We start from the raw sequence: 21,408 nt of genomic DNA, 5'->3' as shown, positions 1-21,408 counted from the left end.
TCGCATGGGACTGGAGGTGCCCGAGAACGTCCGGGGGTTGTTTCTCGTCCTGACCGGAGAGAAGTGGCCGTCGGTCGACGAGGACGCGTTGTGGCATGCCGCTGAGGCGTGGGGCATCGCCAGTGATCGTATGCGGAATGAGGCCGGTCCGTACCTGCTGCGGGTGGTGCAGGACATCCGGGAGAATTTCTCGGGGAAGTCGGCGATCAAGTTCGCTGAGATGATGGGTCCGTATATCACGGAACCGCCGTATTACCTGCCGCAGGCGGCGGATCAGTTCAAGGGTTTGCAGCAGTTCTTGGACGAGGCAGGAACGCAGGTCGAGTACGTCAAGATCATTTCGATCGAGGAGCTGGTGCTGCTGATCGCCCAGATCGCCTGGGCGATCGCGGCGGCGTACTACACGGCGGGGTCCAGCCTGGTGTGGCTGGCGGGCCGGTTCGTGGTGGTGCGGTTCTTGCTGCAGCGGTTGTGGGGGCGGCTGCTTTTGCAGTTCGCGATGGCGGAGCTGTTCGGGATCGCGTTCCAGCTGGCGCTGGATGTGCTGACCCAGACGGTTCAGTTCGCCAAGGGCTCCCGCAGCAAATGGGATACGCGTTCGACGTTGATGTCGGTGGAGGTCGGGGCGATGGGCGGGGCGTTGACGGTCCCGTTCTCGCTGATCGCGCATCAGGTGTCGAAGTATGTGACGAAGGCGTTCTCCAAGCTGCTGGGCAAAGAGATCTCGCTCGCTGAGCTGAATCCGTTCGTGGTGCGGGCGGTGAATAATGCGCACGAGCAGCTGGAGCACACGCCGATTTCGGCGGTGGGCAAGGACGCCACCGGCAAGGTCTCGGAGAAGATCGTCGACGGGGTGGTCAAGTCGGTGCCCGAGCCGCTGCGGGTGCGGCTGGTCAAGATCGGGATACCGGTGCTGATCGAGGTGACCGAGGAGGGGCTGCACGAGGCGATCACCGAGGGTCTGGTGAACCAGGCCAACGGCCAGGGTTTCTCCTTCAACCCGTTCTCCTTCACCTCCGGCGTGGCCGGTGGGATGGCCAGCGCGCTCGGTCATGGGCTTGGCCACAAGCTGGCCGGCCCGCGCCCCGAAGCGCACGGCTACACCCAACTGCCCGATGAGCCCAAGACCGACGCCGAACCCGACCCGACCGACGACGACACGCAGCCGCTGCTGCCCTCCGGCTCGTCCGTGCCGGACTCGGTCTCCCAGACCACGCTCGTCGACCCCGCCACGACCACCCCCGGTGGCGGCAACAAACACAACGACGGGCCGTCGGCCTCGGTGCCCCCGAGCCGGACCTCAACTCTCGGGTCCATCGAGCAGACCGACAGCGAGACCGCCTACGGGACGGACAGTCGAAGCGATGGCCGGGGTACGGCCTCCACACCCGCGACCGAACCATCCGGAAGGGCCGGCGCACCCGGCACGACCAGGGACGATGGGGTGCGTCCGGGTTCGCAGACCGGTCCGGCGGTGCCGCCCAAGGATGTGGTGCGTCCGGGTTCGCAGACCGGTCCGGCGGTGCCGCCCAAGGATGTGGTGCGTCCGGGTTCGCAGACCGGTCCGGCGGTGCCGCCCAAGGATGTGGTGCGTCCGGGTTCGCAGACCGGTCCGGCGGTGCCGCCCAAGGATGCGGTGCGGTCCACCCCCGAGACCGACCCGTCGGCTGCTTCCCGGCAACGCCAGGGTTCATCGCCGTCGACCACCACCCCGGACTCGCGTCCGCCGGCCAAGAGCGGGGGTTCGCCCCGGACCACGTCGTCCACCTCGCTGTCCTCTTCACCGAGCCGTACGGGCAGCGACTCCGTACAGCCGGAGACGACGCCGACCCGATCGGGCGGCCGGGACCCCGGCAAGCCGAACGGGCCGGCCGAGCCGGCGAAGACGCAGGCGACCGCGGGTGCCGACATCTCCCGGTCCGCCTCCGGGCCGAACCCCGCCCGGAACGGCCGAACCACGCCGGCCACCGGCTCCACGACCGAGACCCCGGCGGCACGCGGATCCGCGAACCGGCCGCGCGACACCTCGGCCACCTCCGATGCTCCGCGCCGCGACGACGCCCGGCCGGCCACGACCCCGCCCAAGACCTCACCCACGAGAACACCGGACCGTACGACGCCGGCGAAGGAGTCGGCGGTCACCGGGCGGGCCGGCTCGGCTACGAACCAGAGCACTACCAACCAGAACACCACGAACCAGAACATCACGAACCAGAACACCGCACACCAAGACGCCAGGAGCAACCCAGCAACCAAGCCGCCCGGCCGTAGCTCCGCCGGGAACGACGGGCAGGAGACGAACCCGTTCCGCAACGGGACCTCGACCAGGTACGCCGCCACCGCGAGGCGGAGACTGGCGGAGGCCGCCGGCCAGGCAGCGGTCGAGGCCCACAGGACCGAGAGCCGGTCGGCTTCGGAGTCCCTGGCCGGGGAAGAGTGGAGCCAGTACTGCCTGGCCATGGTCGAGGACCTGCGCCACCGGCTGATCCCCGGTCCGATCCGCACGAGCCGCTCGCGTGAGGAAGGCGAGATCACGGTCGGCGCGCGGGGCCTCCGCCTCGACCTCGGACTGCCGCACGAGATGTGGGCGGCGGTCAGCGACTGGGACACGCTGATCGGCACGGTCGCCCGCGGCGACCTGGGCACGGCGGCGTTCGTGCGGATCGGCCGGCCCGGCGAGGTCGGCCACGCCGTGGTGCTGTACCGCACCAGCGACGACGGCGTCGTCCTGGTGGACCCGACCAGCCCCGGCGAGTTCACGATCCGGCGGGTCACCGCCACGAGCTCGCCGGACGGCACCGGCCGGCGCACCGTCGCGGAGACGCTTGAGCGCTTCGCCGACGGACGCGATCCGCTGGCCGACGCGCGCGCGGTGGTCATCACCCGCGATGGCCGGGACATCACCCCCGCCCCGGCCCCGAGCATGGCCGCCCGCGCCCTCCTCGACCCTTCCTTGACCACCACCGGTGTGTCGAGCCGACGGCGCGGAGACCGCCGGCAGCCGTTCGGCCCGGAGGCCGGCGACGGGTTCCTGCCGTTCCGGCTGAAGCCGGAAACCAAGATCGATTACGCCCGTCGGCCCGGCGGCGTCAAGGTCATCTCGCGGGACGCGACCACGGACGAGGTGATCGATCTCTCCACGGTCCTGCAGAGTCTCGGCCTGAAGTTCCAGCCGATCCGCGACGTGACGATGCCCTCGTACGACGATTCGACGACCTTTGGCTCCGCGAGCGTCACGTCCGCCGAAGGCTCGGAACCGACGTCGACCACCGGCCGGTCGGAGCTGTCCAGGGACGAGCGTAAGGAACTCGGGAAGGCGGCTCAGAACCGCCGGGAGGAGATGGCCCGCAGGCGTTCGGAGGAAGCGGCGAGCACGGTGGCCCGGAGCGACTCGGCGGAGACGGCCGATCCGATGGTCACGCCGGCGGAGGGCTCGGACGCGCTTTCCAGCATCAGCAGATCATCGAGTACGGGCCCGGCCACGGCCGGCCGGACGGGACTGACCCGGAAAGAACGTAAGGATCTCGGGGAGGCGGCCCAGAGACGCCGGGACGAGGCAGCGGCGGCCCGCGAGCGTACGGAGGCGGCGAGCGGGGCGGCCGAGGACGGTACGTCGTCACCGTCCACCGGTCGGAGGCTCGGCACCGGCGACGGTGCGGGGATACCGGGGCGGGCCGAGAGCGAACTCGAGCGCGCCAAGGAACGCTGGAGAGCGGCGACGGAGGTGGCCGGCCGAGCCTCTGTTCCGGCCGACCGTTCTCGCGCGACGGATCTGGGTCCCGGGTTCAACGGCGTGCCCATGACCATCGCGGACGCGCGGCGGGCGGAGCTCGCGGCGAAGGCGGCGGAGACGCCGGGGTCGCCGGATCCGTGGCGGACCCCCGGCCGAAGGCTCGGCGCCGGCGAGGGCAAGGGGATCGAGGGACTCAGCGAGAGCGACCGCGCGCGCATCAAGGCCAAGCTCCGGCGGAGCCGGGGCGGCGCCAAGCTGACGCGGCGGATGCGCCCGGCTGAGGTGGCTCCACAGGCCCGCAAGCTGGGCAGAGGGTGGCACCGAGGTACCCAGGGGCCGCTCCGGGGCAGGGGCATCGAGGGGCTGTCCGAGACCGACCACGAGAGCGCCGCCCAGCGCCGGAACGCGTGGCAGGAGGACCCGGAGGGGACCAAGGCCGGCCCGGCAGGCCCACGGCGCCGTACGGGCAAGGGCAGCGGGCGCGATCCGGTCACCATCGACGACGTACGCACCGACGACGAGCCGGCCGCCGATCGGGGACGCTCGGATTCGAGCACTGACGGACTCACCGAGACGAAGAGCGCCGACGGGACGGTGACGCTGCTCGAGCAGCCGAAGCCGGAGATCCAGCGGTCTCAGGCGAGCGCCGGACCGGCGCGCACGGATGCCGTGCGCGCGAACAGCCCCGCCGAGGCCACCGGCAGCGACCCTGGTCGTACGGAGTCTTCCCCGGACGAGACGGTCGCCGAGACGCCGGCACCCGAGAGCGACCGGACGACACCTGAGACGGCCGCGACCGAACGAGCCGCTCCCCGCGCCGGACTCGACCGGACCTCCGTCGAACGGGCGCGGGGCGAACTCGCCACGCTGTCCGAGTCCGAGTACGAGCAGGTCGACGGCGAGGCCCAGGCGATCATCGAGGACGTGAGCGCCCACGTCGCCGCGATCGAGGGCGCACCCGTGGCACTGCCGGACGGGACACGGGGACAGGTCGCGCACACGATTGTCCACTCCGGCCACGCCGCCGGGGTGGAGCTGGTCGAGACGCTTCTGGGCCGGGAGCACGAGCCCGGACAGGTCCAGGTCAGCGACCGCGTCGTGTCGGCGGAGATCGAGGCGGACATCGACCTCCACCGCGCTCGTACCACCCTCGGGCTGCTGAACGACGAGGAGTTCGCGTCCGCGACGAAGGCGATGCAGCAGGTCGTCGGCGACCTGACCGGCAAGGTGCCCGCCCAGCCCGACCTCGGCGAGAATCCCCCTTCGCGGCTCGACCGGGTGGGGATCCTGGTCGCCGCCGCGGTCGCGCGGGACGCGCGGGCCACGCGGGACGCGCGGGCCGCGAAGGACGGGCGGACGACGCCCGACGAGCAGACGGCGCAGGACGGGCGGACGGCACAGGACGGCAAGGACGGGCGGGCCCTGCGGGACGTGCCGGGCGCGCAGGACGGCCTCGCGGCCGGCGAGGCGCTCGCGCGCGAGCTCGCCCCGCTCCTTCGCGACCCGTTCCTCACTCTCCGCCCCGACCTGTCGCACCTCGCCGTCAACGACCCTCGGGTGACCGAGGCCGTCGTCGCACTGGAGCTCGTCCGGCGCTCCTCCCCGGAGCAGTACGCGCGCATCATGCACGAGGCGCGGGTGATCGTCGCGCACCTGACGGGCTTTTCGCCCGCCAGGAGGCCCGACGACCGGCACGCGCTGCGGCTCGGGCTCCTCTGGATGGTGGCGGGGAACGAGATCGCGTGGTCCGGGCATCGGGCCGCGGAGAACGCCGTGCGGGACGTCGTTCGTCTTCCCCGCCTGGAGACGGACTCCCCGCTGCCCAGCTGGACGGCGGCGTTCGCCGACGCGTCACGCTTCGACCTGAACCGGGCCCGTGCGACGCTCGCGCTTCGGTACAGCGGCACGGCCGACGGGCTCAGGGACGCGGCGAGGAACGTCGTGGATGCCCGGGGTGATGTCTTCTACTCGGGCGAGGGCCTCGAGCTGGACGCGGAGACGGCCCGGGAACTGGTCGCCGCCGAGATGGCGCGCCTCGGGCCCGTGGCCGGTGAGGAACTGGCCGAGCGCCTCGCCACCGAGCCGCCCCACCTGGACAAGGAGAACGACCCGGCCGACACGGATGAGGGCGGCGCAGAGAAGGCCGGTCCCTCGGAGGCCACGCCGGGCTCACCGGCCGAGGAGAGCACCCCGGACCGGCGGTCCGAGGATGCCGAGGAGGGCATTCCCGGCCAGCGGCCCGAGACCACGGTGCCGGACTCGACCACCGATCAGGCGGCTCCGGCGCCGCCGTCCGATCAGGCGGAGCCCGTTCCCTTCGAGGATCTGCTGGCCGATACCCGGCTCGGGGTCACGGCCGGCGGGCGTCCGGTGGCGATCTGGCTGCCGGGGGCGCCCGAGCACGGGATCGGCCTCGACGCGATCGAGCAGCTGGGCGTCCTGGCACCACCGCAGACGGTGTTCGTGCTGGGCGCGGAGCGCGACGGCAAGGTGATGGTCGGCGACCGGGTGGTCTCGGCGGAGACGCTGCACGCGACCATCGCGGCGAAGGCTCCCGGTCTGCAGCCGTTCCTGCTGATTCCCGGCGCCGCAGAGGTGGCGGGGGAGCTGGCACGAGAGTTCGGCGGGCCGGTGCTCGCCGCTCCGGACGCCATGCGGTTCGAACCGGAGCAGGCCCGGCTGTCGTTCAGCGGCCCCGGGCGGGACGGACAGTTGGAGGAGAAGCCGTACCGGCTGTACGAGCCCGGCCGTCCCGAGGGCCTGCCGATCGCCCCGTCGCTGACCGCCGGCCCCGAACGCCAGGACGGGCCGGCCGACTCGACGCCGATCCCGGAGATCGTGATCACGGACCCGAAGGGACAGGTGCGGGCGCCGTCGACCGAACCCTCGCAGTTCGGACGTTCGGCGCTGGGTGGCATGTCGACGACGTCGCATGCGGGAGGGTCATCGCTACGCGGCGTCTACTCCGGGACGTTCTTGCCGGAAGACGGGGCACCACCCGTCGCTCCGCCTCCCGGGGCGCCGGTGATGACGCCGGCCCCCGAGATCCATCAGATGGCGCGTTCGATCGGTGTGCCCCGGGCCGGCCTGCCGTACATGCGCGAACTGCTCGCCGGCATGGAGTTCGCGCTGTTCGCCCGCGGGCAGACGTTCTCGACGAAGCAGAAGTCCGATGTGGTCCAGCGGTTGCTGTCCAATTTCCCCTATCTTCTGGGCGCCAGCGAGGACGGCAACACCAGCGGGTTGGTGGTGCCGATCGGGCCGGTGGAGTTTCTGATCTCATTCGACCCCCAGGACCCGCAGAAGGTCGAACGCAACCCGGCCGGCTCCTACCTCGCGCCGTCGAAGCTGCCGGCTCCAGACGGCGAGCACGCCACCGTCGACACCGTCAGCTCGTCCTTCCAGACGGGTGCGCACACGCAGACGATGAGCGGGCAGGCCGGTGCGACGCGCGGACGGATCGCGGCGAGCTTCGGCATCGGCGTGCCGGGGAGTCACCTGAACGTCGTGAGCATCGGCGCGGCGCTTTCCGGCACCACCAACCAGTCGAACCTGAGCAACACCCATATCGCGGACGCCGAGCGCGGAAAGGTGGAGGACAGCCGGATCCAGGCGCATCTCATCGCCTATCCGAAGGTGAACATCTCCTTCCAGGTCCGCGACCAGAAGCAGGGCGAGGCACCGCGGCCGTGGCGCCTGGTCCCGGCCACCCGCATCGCGGAGTCGGGGAATGAGGCCTTGTTGCTGTGGCTGGCCGACCCGTACACGAAGGAACCGGCGCCGCTCACGGTCACCGCGACCGGAGACGAGGTCCGCCAGAAGCTGAACCGGCTGCCGCGGAACTACATCGCCTCCGGCATGACCAACATTCCGGAGCTGGTCGACGAGATCCTGCGGGTGATGGCGGCGAAGGGACTCAAGCTCGAGACCGGCAACGTGACCCGTGAGGCGCTGGCGCAGAAGCTGTGGAATCTGAACACCCACCTGGACGACGTGGTCAACGAGGACCGCGGCTATGAGTTCAGCCTGCCCGACGCGAGGGGCCGAACGATCGCGGTCGTGAACCTTCGCGGCTGGCGAGCGGTTTGGGGTAGCGCCGCCATGGATCGACCGGTCGGCGCGATGAGCGACAAGTCGCACCTGGAGGACGTCCGGACGGCGATCGATGGGACCAGCGGCAGCCACACCCTGAACCAGTCCAGCGTCCTCTCCTTTCCCTCGCTGGAGTTCGACACCCTGCCGCAGCCGGTCGGGACCGAGGTGGGGCTCAACGTCTCCCTGTCGGCGTCCTACAGCTCATCGAACTCCGACTCGCTCTCCGCCAACCGCGTCGGCCTGAACGTCATGGTGCCGCGTTACACGGGCCGCACGGCCGCCTACCACAGCATCTTCTCGCTCCAGGCCACGGTGAACGTACGCGACGGCCGGCGGGGCGTGCCGGGGCAGACGAACCGGGTCACCAGCAGCGCGCTCGTACGGATCCCGGTGAAGGAGGCGTTCGCATACGGGTTCCCCATCGACCGGAGCGCGTTGAAGAACCCGCCGGCCGGCGACACGATGCCGTACGTGCCGGATGCGGTGAAGGACACCGGACCCCGTCCGCAGGACCCGGCACAGAAGCAGGCCCCCCAGCATGTGCTGGCGGGCAAGGGCGTCGGCATGGGCCTGGTAAGGGTGGCGGACGAGACCGTGGACGCCATCATGACCGCGATTACCCGCGAGGTGGGCGCACGTGGCTTCCTGCCCGACCCGGACGACCCCTTCGCGGGTCATCATCAGCTCAGCCACGGCAACAGACTGCTCAGCCGCCTGGACAACTGGGAACTGCTGCGAAAGCTGGTCTCCATCCAGGGGCTGGACTCGCATTTCGACCAGATCCACCAGGACGGGATGACCTTCACGCTCCGCAAGAGGACCGGCTTCGCCGGCGCGGACCTCGACGTCGACGCGGTCAAGATCACGATCAAAGCCACGCAGAGCGCCGATCCGGCGTACGTCCGTACCACCAACGAGCTGCACACGGTCAACCTGGCGATGGGCATGGACACCTTCGGCGCGGGGTCGAGCCACGCTCGCAGCCTGTCCGTCGGCGTGGCGCTCAGGGGTTTCTACAAGTACCTCAGGGGCGCCGCGATGGGCCTGACGTTCCAGCGGACCGTCGGTGCCGCCGATACGGTGAGCTTCCTCAACAACCGCCCGGAACTCCTGGAGTTCCCCGGCGACGTCGATGAGTTCAAGCTGACCAGCGACTACACGATCGGATTCGAGTACGAGCACTGGGGGCCGCGGGGGCGGTTCCGCAAGGGCCGCCGCGACCCGGCGACGGTCCAGGTGCCGAACCAGCAGGCGGTGGTGAATCTGCTGGCGCTGGGGACCCTCGACGAACGCGGGCCGTTCATGAGCGGACCGGCGGAGAAGGGTCTCCTCGATCAGGCGCTGGTCTACTTCGTCGACACCTCTGGCATGGGGGAGGCAGGGCGGCGCGTGCTGCCGGACCTCGTGGGCCCGGCATCTTCGGCGGATCAGGCCATCAGCACGTTCACCAGCCAGATCATGCTGCGGGCCCACATGCGAGAGATCCTCCAGGGGGAGTACACGTCCACCCGGCTGTTCGAGACCGGCCTCTTCCGCGACGACTTCGGCGGGCTGGACATCTCCGGTGAGCTCCGCGATTTGCAGTTCAGCGGTGCGAAAAGGGAGAAGTTCGTTAAAGGTGACATCAAGCTGCTGCTCGCGGAGAACAGCCTCACCGACAACAACTCGGTCGGGCTCACCTGGGACCAGCTGGACCCCGCCGTGGGCGGTGTCGCGGGGCACGCCGGCCTGAGCGGTGAGGTCGACATCAACCGGCACTGGCAGTGGAACACGTCGAGATCCAGCGGACGCACCGGCGGCATCGAACGGCTCCAGCTCGACTTCAACCACCCGTACCTGTTCAGCGGCCGGGTGGACTTCACGGTGAGAGGCCGGCAGGAGAAACAGACGAAGCTCTGGCCGACCGCGTCGGCCCACGGTGTCGATCGGCAGGTGCACGGGCGCGAGATGCGGTTCCTGCTCTCGGAGCCCGAAGCCTTGAAACGGTACGCGCAGCGCCACGTTCCGATCTCCGACGACCAGCTCGGCTACGCCCTGGACCGCTGGCGAAACGGCCTGGCCGCCGCGGTCGAAGACGGCCTGGTGCTGAGCAGCGACGTCGTCGCCGGCATCCTGACGCGCTGGATGAACGAACGTGGAGCCCGCAAGAGGGTCGCAGGGCAGATCCTCAGCTTCGCGCGTGTCCTGGTGGACACGCACCAGAAGAGCGTGTCACCGGTCATGGACAGCGACACCCGCAAGGCGTTCAACGACGCCTTCGCGCGGCATTCCGGCGTGAGCCTGAACGAGCCGCAGGACCCGTTCGTCCACATCGAGACGCCCAGCGATCTGCGGGACTGGGTCATGGGCAAGGCGGAGCTTCACATCGGGCGGCTGCGCGAGGCCATGGCGGACTGGAGCGCCGGCCGGCTCAGGTTGAGCGGCGACATGGTGGTCCAGATCCTGGTGGGCTGGGTCGGTATGCACGCGCCGACCGCCGAGCACATGCAACTGGCGCGCCTCCTGCACGAGCTGCATTCCAAAGGCGGGCTGCCGGTCCGGGACGCCAGTAACCGCGAGTTGTTCAACGAGTATTTCGGGATGGGGCCCTGGGGTCTGCTGCCGGAGCCGAAGGTTCCGCTTCAGCACATGAAGCTGCCGGAGTTCTACAGACGCGATGATGCCGGTGGCCGGATCCTGGGACACGCCGGCGTCCAGACTTACACGCATGACAACGGGCAGACCACCTACGAGATCGTCCGGGACCTGATCGAACGCGTGGCACCCGGCATGCTGGCCGCCGGAGCACAGATCTGGAGCCGGGACGGCAGGCTTCTCGGCGAGGCCCGCGGCGGCGTCGACGCGCTCCAGGCGATGCTGGCGAAAGGGCGGGACATCGGCCTGTTCGAAGAGCTGCTCTCCCCAAACGGCTTCTCGTTCTATCTGGTCAATCCGGTCGGCTGGCTGCTGGCGGACGTGGTGGAGATCAATCTGTCCAGCGTCCTCACCTCGCAGCCGAAGGTCGAGGAGTTCGTCGCGAACACCGGCATCGAGGTCTATTCCCACGGTTACTACAGCGCGTCGGTGGCGAAGTCCCGCAACTCCGCGCAGGCGATGACCTTCGCGAAGCTCAACGTCGGCGGCGCGCAGTCGACCACCGGGTCGGCCGGCGGGGGGCTGAAGGTCGCCGAGGCGCACAACCGGGGGACCACCCGCGCGGAGCAGGGCGTCACGGAACAGACCGTCTACGACTGGTCGGGGCACTACCTCACCATCTTCAGAGACGAGATGACGGCGAGGGTGCGGCGGCTGAAGATGTCGGGCCGTCCGCTGAACAACTGGATGCTGGACGTGTTCGGCGGCTTCACCCAACACGGCAGGACCGAGACCCGCACGGTGACCGGGAAGCTCGTGTTGCAGGTGCCGCGCGGGATCGCCGAGGCCGGCGTGTCGCACGGCCCGTCGAACCACCGCAACCTCGTGCCGTTGCCGAAGCTGCCGGGCAACGCCTTCATCGCAGGCACCTTGCTGGACGACACGTTGCCGATCGCACGGAAGATGCTCACGAGGGTGTTCGAGCCCAGCGTGGTCGAGAGGATGTTCGGGGAGAAGGCCGGCGATCCCCGCACCCGCTCGAGTCTGTCGCTCCCGGTGCTGACCTCTCGTCTGCACCTGACCAACCATCTCCAGGAGGCGACGGGCGGCGACACCTACACGGTGGCGAAGGGTTTGGTGATGCCCGGCTCCTCGAACACGCGGGCCGACATCGAGCTCAAGGGCGCACTGTACGACCTCGAGGTGATCGCTCCCATCAAGGCGGGCACGGGTACCGGGCGTTACAGCAAACACCAGAGCGGCACCTCGACGTTCGCGAGCACCAACCAGGTGCGACTCGAGGGCGACTACAACGTGGACGTCCACGGCCAGCTCGGGGGGAGTCCGGAGGTGCCGCGTACCTGGGACGTGGGGAACTCCGGCAGCCGTGTCACCTCGATGAACCAGAACAGCTCCGGTACCGAGAACTACCGCCGGGAACAGCACGCGAAGGAACAGGGCCCGGTCTTCCTCGTCCGCCTTCGGTTCCGTGGCCGGCTGAGCGCACGCAAGTTCGAGTACAGCCTCTTCCGCGAGCCGAAGGCGAAGGGCGTCTACCGCAGCGATCCGATCACCGGCGACGTGTACGCCGAGCTGTTCCAGGCCGAGGTCGACGAGCTGCGCGCGCAGCTCGAAGAGAGGATGGCCGACGACCCGCTGGAGACGGAACCCTGGCCGGCCATGGACGACGCACCGTCGTTCGATCTGGCCACGCTGCTGACCGACGCGGCGAGGGACCGTTATGACGCACAGCGGGCGTACCAGAGCGTGGCGCGGGACATCCGCGAGCGGGTCGGCGCCGACCGGCCGATCGTGATCCGGGCCGAGGAGGCCGCCCTCACCGACGCGACGTACCGGGCGCTTCTGCCGTGGGCCGTGGAGACGATGGCCCCGGGGCTCGACATGACGGCGCGGCTCGGCCGCCACGACCTGCGGTCGGTGGTCTGGGACAGTGCCCGCCGCCGGGACGAGTACGAGCAGTACGAGCAGCGGCTTCATGGGAACCGGCCGCGTGAGCAGTGGGAGCGGGCCAAGCCGGGCGGACGGTACATGAGCCCGACCCGGCACTCGGCGGCCGAGGTCGACGAGCTGATCCGCGTCGTCCAGACGATGTACGCCATGCGCGCCGACAACCCGCTGGGCACCCTGCCGCCGATGTCGGATGCGGCCTCGGTGCTCGGCCAGGACCCCGTGTACCTCGCCCGTGACGTGGCGCACGCGCTGGAGACGCACGTGCGCGTCGACATCCACCGACCCGACGGCACGCTGCGGCAACGGTGGATCACGCCCAGCGGCGCGGTGCACGCATTCGACCCGTCCCGTTATTTCTACGACGGCGAGCCGCCGAGGCTGCACGTCCATGACGGCCAGCGCGACCGTACGTTCAACGCGGCTCTCGCCCACGACAACGGGCTGCTGTCGCAGCACTACCGCGACGAGGCCCGCGCGTTCGGGCTCACCAGCGCCGAGCTGGGCCGGCTCTATCTGACGGCGATGGCGAACCAGCAGACGTTCGAACAGGCCGTCGCCGCGGAGGTCGCCGTCCGCCGGGCCGACCTGGACGCACTGGACGGCCCACCTCCGGTGCGCCGGGAAGACCGGGACACCCCCCACCCCACGCTCTCCGGCCTGGTGCGCCGGGCGTTCGACGTCCGCGAGTTCTGGCGCGGTGAGGTGGCCCGGCGCCAGTCGTGGACGGATCGGCTGACGGAGTGGTCCAGTGCGGACCACGGACCGGGCCTGCCCGCCGCGCCCGCCGAATTGTCCGAGTTCCTCCTGGGCGAAAGGACGCCCGCGGGCGACACGACGCCGATGGACGAGGCGCACGAGCTCTACGAGAGTCTGCGGGGGCTCGGCCGCGCGGACGCCCAGGGCCCGCGGCGCTGGCGCGCCGCCACCCTCGTGTCGATCGACGCCCGGCTCAACCGGATGATGGATCCGCTGCACCTGGTCCAGACGACGCGGCTGGGCGAGGCGCGCCGGACCTGGGGTGAATTCACACCTCGGTCGGCCGAGCAGCTGGAGACGGAGCTCCTCGACGCCGGCATGGGCTCCGTCTCACTCGTCACGCTCCCCCGCGGAAACGGCGTTCGGGTCGCGGTGGCCGACGAGGACGAGGTCACGTGGCACGAATACCCGTCGGGCCGGGCCGTGGTCCGGCCGGCGCGGATCGCGAGCTCACTTGATCTGTCCGGTGACGGGAGCGTGCTCACCCGTGCTCCGGACGGGGGCGTGCGCCGTGCCGCCGAGCTGCCGGAGCTGGACCTCGGCACGGAGTTCTTCCGGCGGTTCCGCACGGATCTGGTCGGCATGGTCCAGGCGAGCGACCCGCGTACCCGGCCCGGCCCACTGGCCCGCCGGGCCGGCTGGCGGCCGTCCAGCCCGGACATCCGGACGTCCCCCTCCGAGGACGACTTCGCCGCTCCGTCGGACCCTTGGGGACCGAGGCGGGAGATCTCCCAGCGGCGGCCGGGCACCGTCGCACCGATGAGGCGGCTCTCCGCGGTGGTCCGCCCACCGGTCGTTCGTCACGATCTCGCGCTCACCGACATGTACCTGCGCATCGACGAAGAGGGCCAGGCCGTCCTGCTTCCGTACGAGAGGCACACGGCCGGCGAGATGCGCCTGGAGCGGGTGGCGGACTACGCGGCGATCCTCTGGCACGAGATGGGCGGGCTGAACCGGGCGGTGACGATCTTCGACATCGTCGGCCGCGGCTGGCCCCACGCGCTCGACTATTTCTCGAACCTTGACCGGTCCCAGGGGCTTCAGTTCCGGGCGTTCCAGGCCATGGACCGATCGTCGACGCACATTCCCCGCATGGCGTCCGAGCTGCCGGACGACCTGGCGGTGGACACACAGCTCTGGTTCAGCGTTCGCAACACGACCGGAAGCGCCAAGGTCCTGCCCGGCGGGCGAGCCCTCGTCTACATCGTCGGGCGGGACTCCGTCCAGGAGATGACGATAGTGGACCTGCGGACCATGCTCGGCAGGGAGCCTCGCCTGGTGATCGCGGAATCCGTCGTGCAACCGATCGTGTTCCCTCTCCACGCCGTGCCGGAAGAACTGCGGCTCGACCAGGCGTACGTGTACGAGAACCGGCGGAGCGGCGCCTTCGGTGTCGGTTTCGGCGGGCTGAGCGATGGCGACTGGGAAGAGGTGGGGCCGCTCGCGGACTACGCCCTGATCTTCCGGCTCACCGGGTTCACCCCTGAAGAAACGGTCGACTACATCACGGTCGCCGAGGTCATCTCGGACATCGGCAACGCGGTGAGGTTCCTGCGGACGGACCCCGACCAGTCGATGTCCCTTCGGGTCTATGACTTCCTCCGCGAGGACCTGGACTACAACGTCCTGCGTTTCGTGGACGTACGGGAGTTCCCGGAGCACCTGCCGTACGGGACCCGGCTCTGGGTGCACAGCGGCGGCAACTCCGGCGTCGCCATCGCACTCGGCGGCGACCGGTTCAGCGTCTACGCCCCGGCCGTTAACGTCACGGGTTTTCAGAGCCTCCGTTACCTGGACCACATGACCCAGAGGCCGTTCACCTATGTCGTCGCCCGGCCGAGGGCCTCGGCCCCGGAGCTTGACCGCCGGTTCGACGAGACCGAGTCTCCTGACAGATCGGTGTCCGGATCGGTGCCCTCCTCGCTGTCCGAGCCGGAGGTCATGCAGTTCGAGGTGGACCTGTCGGAACCGGACCCGCACATCTACCGACGCGGCGCCAACGAGCGCCGCGTCAGTGGACCGGGCTTGGACGAGGACGGCTGGCGGTTGGAGGGCTCGTTCCGGGAGTTCGCCCCCCTCATGTGGGTCACGGAGGGTGGCGCGGCGGCCGGGACCACGGTGACCGAGGTGCTGCGAACGCACACGGTGGAGGCCGCAAGGTTCTATGACCTGGTCAGGCCGACCGGGCGAACGGAGGACGCGGTCCGCGCGTACTTCCTCGAAATGGACCCGGAACGTATCGTCCAGGAGACGCACACTCTGCCGGTGCTGCTTCCGCCGGGCACCTGGGTCTGGTATCGCGGGAGCGAGCGGACCGGTGCCATGTACGTCCGTGCGAACGGGCTGTACCGGCATCTCGGGCCCGGTCACGACCAGGGGAGTTTCGAGACCCGGGAGCGCGGGCTGCATCTGGCGGGCCCCGGCCCCCATACGTACGTGATCGCCCGGCCGGCGGAGGCCGAGGACCTGACGGGACCGGAGCCTTCGTCCCCCACGTCGCCGACCGCGACAGACCGCAGGGAATCCCTGGCGCTCCTACCGGCCCGCGTCTACCGCGTGCCGGAGGAGGTGCCGCTCGGGCTACGGATCACCCGGGCCCACCTGTACAGAAGCCGGGAGAACGGCCGCAGCTTCGGTGTCGGCATCGGCGGGCTGCGAGCGGGTAACTGGCGTGGTTTGGGAGCACTGGGGCCGTACGCCCTGATGTACTGGCTCCTCAGCCCGAACCTCAACCACGGGTACGACCCGGAGCCGGAGATCACGCTCACCCAGATCGTCGGCTCAGCGGAAGTGGTCGGACTCGGCTTCGACCTGCCCAGAGCGGCGAGTTTCCTGGAGATGGACCCGCGCCTGACCGAGGCCAGCCGGGTCGCCCAGTTCATCGAAGACCACATCCTCGGCACGATCTGGACGGCCATGACGCTGCCGGGCGGATTGGCCGTGGGCACGCTGATCTGGGGATCCGGAGGCGGTCTGACCCTGGCCGCGCAGGTGCTGTCGGGCGGTTATGTCCACGTCTACACCCTGGGCGAGCAGAACACCCAGGTGCTGACGGAGGCCCAGCTTCGCGCGATCACCGCGCGGACGTCGTACACCTTCGTGATCGCCGTACCGGAGGGCGCGGAGGAGAGGTTCGACGTCGGCCCGGTGCACGATTCCTCGTTCCAGCCGCCCGAGCCGCCGCGGATTCCCGGCGGTGAGGGGCGTCGCGCGATCACCGACGCGCCGTTCTCTCCCGCCGGCCCGGACGAGACGAGGTCACACGGTGCCCCGTCGCCGTCGCCTGAAGTGCGGGAGGTCACCGAGGGCGCGGATGACATCGTCGTCTCGGCGCCACGGTCGCCCTCGCCCGGCCTGGACGAGACGGGGACCTCGCGGGAGACGCCGGCGCCGCCGGCCGAGCCGACGCGGGCACCCGGCACCGCACACGAAGGCGCTACGGACGCCGGCACCGTCCACCGAAGCACCGCGGACGAAGGCATGGTCGGCGGGCCGGCCCTGCCGGAGCTGTCCGGTGAGAACGCGCCGGACCGTGAGACGTTCAACCGGCTGCTCCGGATCCACGAGATGAAGGAGGTCGACGTCGCCGGGGACGGTAACTGCCTCTACAACAGCCTGAGAGTCATCGCCCCCTCGTACCTGGCCATGTATCTCGGCCTTGACCTCGATACTCCATCGTTGGTGTTCGTACGGGCATTGCGCCGGTTCCTGGCCGATCGCCTGGGCATCGACCTGGCACTGGCGGAGCGCGGGGAGGAGCTCCGGACCCGGTACGCCGAGCATTTCGTGCCCGAGGGCGTCGCGGTGGGCGCCTGGAGGACGGAGCTGATGAACCAGCTCCTGGAAATGGGCGATTACCGTCACTTCGTGGCCGAGCAATCCGCGACGCTGGCCGCGAGTGAGCTGGGCCTGCCCCTGACCCTGGTCCAGTACGGGCAGCCGAACATCGACCTGGGACCGCCCGGCGGGCCGCGGATCTACTTCATCCGCGACGGTGAGCACTTCCGCGGCATCGAGTCGATCCACGGCGGGCTCCCGTCCTTCCCGTGGCACGACTTCAGTCCGCGGGAGGCATCGACGGTCGAGGAGGCCCGCAGCCGGGCGCAGGTCGCGCTCGCCGAGGCGGAAGCGGACTTCGAACGCGACCTGAGCGCCTTGGAGGACGCCTGGCGGGATCTGCCGGGGCACGCGAGGGACATGACCGCGATCGACCTCGACGCCGTCGCGGAGGTGGGCCGTACGCAGGTCGAACTCGCCACGCGTGACCCGTACCAGGACCACCCCCCGCACCTGCGCACACAACGGCGGATCGACACGATTCAGGATGTGGCGGGCACGGTCCGAGAGGCCACCCAGCGCCTGCAGGAGCTGTCGGCGTACCTCTGGCTCACCCACGGCCGGCCGGCCGAGGACGCGATCCGTGACATCGCGGTCGACCCTGGTCTCACCACGGCGCTGGCAGCCCTCAGGACGTCGCTGGTGTCCCGGGGCCCGAACGACCCCGACCCGATGCCCGACTGGGTCGCCACGACGCTTCGGACGCAGACCGGGCGGAACGCCCGGGTCACCCGCCAGCTGCCGGAGACCATGCGGACCGGCACGTACGTCTGGTTCTCCGGCCTCGGCATCACCGGAGCCGGCGTCGTCCAGCCGGACGGGTCCATCAGCTACCTTTACCGGGTCGCCGACCCTCACCGCTCGCTCGGGGAGTTGCTCCGCCGGCGACTGACCTATGTGATCGCCGAGCCGGGCGGGCAGGCCGCGTCCACCAGCCGTGCCGCCGTCAGCGACATGGAGGCGTTCGACGAGGCCCAGCAGGACCTGCCAGGGGACGAGGACCTGGGCGACGAGGAGACGGGGGACCCGGATCCGGGAGCCGAGGATACGGCCGGACGCGGCGATCACCTGCTGCCGGAGGACGTCGACGCGGCGCACGACCGGTTGACCGAGGCCGGGAACGCCTTCTGGGAGGCGGCCGGGGACACGGACCTCGACGAGACGGACGGGCAGGCGTACCAGGATGCCATCGAGAGCGCCGTGGCTCTCGTGGACCAGGCACGGGCCGGTACGTCGACCCTGGGACGCACGCAGTGGCTCCGTGAGGTGGGGCAGCGGGCAGCTGAGCTCGAGAGGCTCACCCAGAGGCGCCGGGACCGGCGGGCCGCGTCGGGCGACACCGGTGCCGAGGAGCCTGACCGGGACCCGTCCGAAGACGGAGCCGACGAGTCGTGGCGGGCGCACGACTACCCGTCGCCTCAGGACATCGCGTCGGCGAACGACCGTTTGATGGCAGCCGTGACCGCCTTCTGGAGGACGGCCGTGAACGCGGAGAGTCGGCGAGAGTACAACGCCGTCTTCGCCCGTGCCTCGGCTCTCGTCAACGCGGTCCGGACCGGCCGATCCAACCTGCGACGGCAGCAGTGGATCGAGGAGATGCAGCGAAGGATCGCCGACGTCCAGAGGCTCGCCGACAGGCACGAGAGCGGACCGGCCGAGTCCGGAAGCACCAGGGAGGGGGATGAGACCGGCGGCGCGTACGACCGGCCCTCACCGGAGGACGTCGCTTCGGAGGACGCCCCGTCGAACACGCGGGCCGCGTCCTCGGACACCGGGGACGGCGACCCGCAGGCGGCGCCGGCCCAGGGGACCAGGGGGATCGCGGACCGGCCGAGGGGCGGTGCGCTCGGGTTCGAGGCCAAGTTCTCCTCTGAGGTCGAGCTTCGAGAGGGCGCGGACAGGTCGGGGTTCCGGATCGAGGCGCGGAACGGGACCTTGTCCGTCCAGCTCAACCAGGTGCCGCGTAACCTGACTGCGGAGTTGGAGCAGATCAATCAGGCGCTGGCAGCGTACGGGATGGGGCAGATCAATCAGGAGCTGACAGAGAGCGGGCTGGGGCTGGTCGAGCAGTACCGCGCGAACGTCCTGGAGATCGTCACCGCACCCATCACAACGGCTGTTCCCGGCGACGGAGAAGGCCGGGTGATCGGCGAAGACGTCCTCGCGACGGTCGAACGGGTGTACCACGGCCTGGAACAGGCCGAGGGTAGGGCCGAGGGGGAGAGAATTGCCATTGAGGAGATCTTCCCCGAAGACCTGTTCGAGTACTCGCCCGATGCCAGGGGCGCCCATGTCTCCTCTGGTCCCAGCGGCCTCAGGCTCGGCCTTCCCTTCCATTTCACCGCGGGTGTTCCGATCACCCGGATGCATGAGTTCCTGAGTGAGGCCCGTGATCACACGGCTCCACAGGAGGCGGCGCGGGCCCATCTCGCGGACGGCCTGCAGTTCGGTAACGAGATCGCCGCCATGTATGCCGAGACGCTGCCCGAATACGAGGGTTACGAGATCCCTTCCTACGCGGTGCACCTGTTCGCCCGGCGTGAGGATGTCAGCGCAGTGCGCGGCTACATGGCGCTGGTGTATGCCCAGATCGCCCCGATCGTGCACGGCGAGCCGAGCCGGTATTTGGGGATAAGGTCGCGTGCGGCGGCGGTGTCGCGTATTTCGCTGGCCGGTATTCTGGAGACGCTGCCGGAGCCGGTCAGGGAATTCCTGGATGGCAATGATGAGCGTATCGAGGATGCGCTCCTCCGAATGCTGCAATACCGCAATCTCGAGCGTGAGGATGAGCCGCTCAGCGGATACAGGCTTTGGGACAGCGAGGGCGACTACGACCTCGGCGACTATCTGGACACGGCGTTGGCGCCGGACATGGAGGAAATCAACCAGAACCAGGCGCTCGGCGTGCGCACCCACTTCGATAAGCCGGACACCAACGACGGCCGTCTGCAATTGCCGCTCGTTCTGGTCGAGTTGCGCAACCTCGGCGGTGTCGAGCCCCGTCGTCAGACGTTGGAGGACCTGAAGCGGCATTACGCGATGGTCGAGTCGATGGCGAAGCGCAGGTACACGGAGGCTCTCGCGCTCAAGACGGCAGCGATTACCGACGCGGATCGCCTGGCGGCCGCCGCTACGTTCGAGGACCTGACCAGGTTCCAGGACGCGATCGACCAGGGGATCGCATGGGTGCAGGGGATCGACTACGTGCTGGACAACGCGTGGAAGCTGGACCCCGTCCTGCAGGGCGAGGCGGGCAGGCCCGCGGTCATCACGGAGGAGCGGGTGGATCGGATCGTGGGCGCGACGTTCGCCTTGCTCCGCGGTGACCACTCACCGGCTGAGAGACTCGCGGTCGACCTGTCTGCCATCCGCGATGGTCTGTATGACCTCGTGCCTGACCTCGCGGAGGATGAGGACACCGAGGAGGGAGCGGGCTCGGCGCTAAAGGTGGCCGATGGCGTGATCACTTACCTGCGCGGGCTGGAGTCCTCCACCCGTCCGCGCCTGCTCACCGGGTCCGGCCAGCGCCTGGTGACGGCGCCGGCGAGCCAGCCGGCCGACTCCGGTCCCAGTACTCCCGAGGAGATGGTCGGCCACCGGTCCGTTGACGAGCAGATTGCGCTGGCGCCCCTGGTCGAATCGGCGTATGGCGTGCGGCGTGATGATTCGGGTGCCCCGTCCGTCGAATTCCTGGAAGACGCTCTCATCGAGGCGGGCCCGGGTTCGATCTCACTTGTCATCGCCCCGCATGCCGCCGGTGACCGTCTGGTGGCGGCGAATCTGGACGGTCAGGTCACGTGGGTCGAGTATCCGTCCGGCCGGCCCGCGGCCCAGCCGGTGGACACGATGGTGCGCTCGCTTGAGCTGGGTCCGGACGGGATGGTCCTCGACCCGTCCGATGGGCTGCGGCAGCTGGATCCCGACCATGCCGTTTTCGGGTTCTTCCAGGGGCTCCACGCCTCCCTCACCGACTTCCTCGGGCGAGGATCCGACCCCTCATCGCCGGCCACCCCGCATTCCGAGCTTGCCCCGGGCGACGTGCAGGTGATGAGGGCGGACGTGTCCGGCTCGATGATCCCCGGACTTCGGAGGCTCCTGGCCGACCGCAAGGCGGAGATCGAGACCGAGGCCGCCGCCCAGAATCTTTCTCCTGAGGCGCTGCGGCAGGTCATCGCCGACGACCCCACCGTCCAGCGACTCCAAAGGGCGCTGTCCGAACGGACCGGCAACGCGCAGCGCCATGCTCAGGAGACGCCGGCACCGCCAGACCCTGAGACGTCCGGCGGCATCGCCGAGAACATCTACCAGGTGTTGAGCGGCTCGCCTGGCGAGCACGAGGCCATCTCCTCGGACGAGGATCGCGCCTGGAAGAAGTCCTCCCACAGCGACCAGTTCTGTGTAGAGGTCGCCATTGCTCAGGTCCGTATCTGGCCGGGTTGAAA

At 69.8% G+C, this 21,408-nt stretch carries 1 protein-coding gene; it reads left to right on the top strand.

Annotated features, from left to right (window positions below):
• The first annotated feature begins 4 nt into the window (after window positions 1-4).
• Window positions 5-21,406 carry a hypothetical protein gene (locus ACQEV1_RS30245; protein ID WP_433397896.1) on the top strand — a complete coding sequence of 7,134 codons (21,402 nt, stop codon included), beginning with the start codon at window positions 5-7 and terminating at the stop codon, window positions 21,404-21,406.
• Window positions 21,407-21,408: the final 2 nt, after the last annotated feature.

Origin of the sequence: Actinoallomurus sp. CA-142502 (assembly GCF_050936355.1) — a bacterium.
GTDB lineage: Bacteria > Actinomycetota > Actinomycetes > Streptosporangiales > Streptosporangiaceae > Actinoallomurus > Actinoallomurus iriomotensis.
This window is presented reverse-complemented; position numbering and strand designations above follow the sequence as displayed.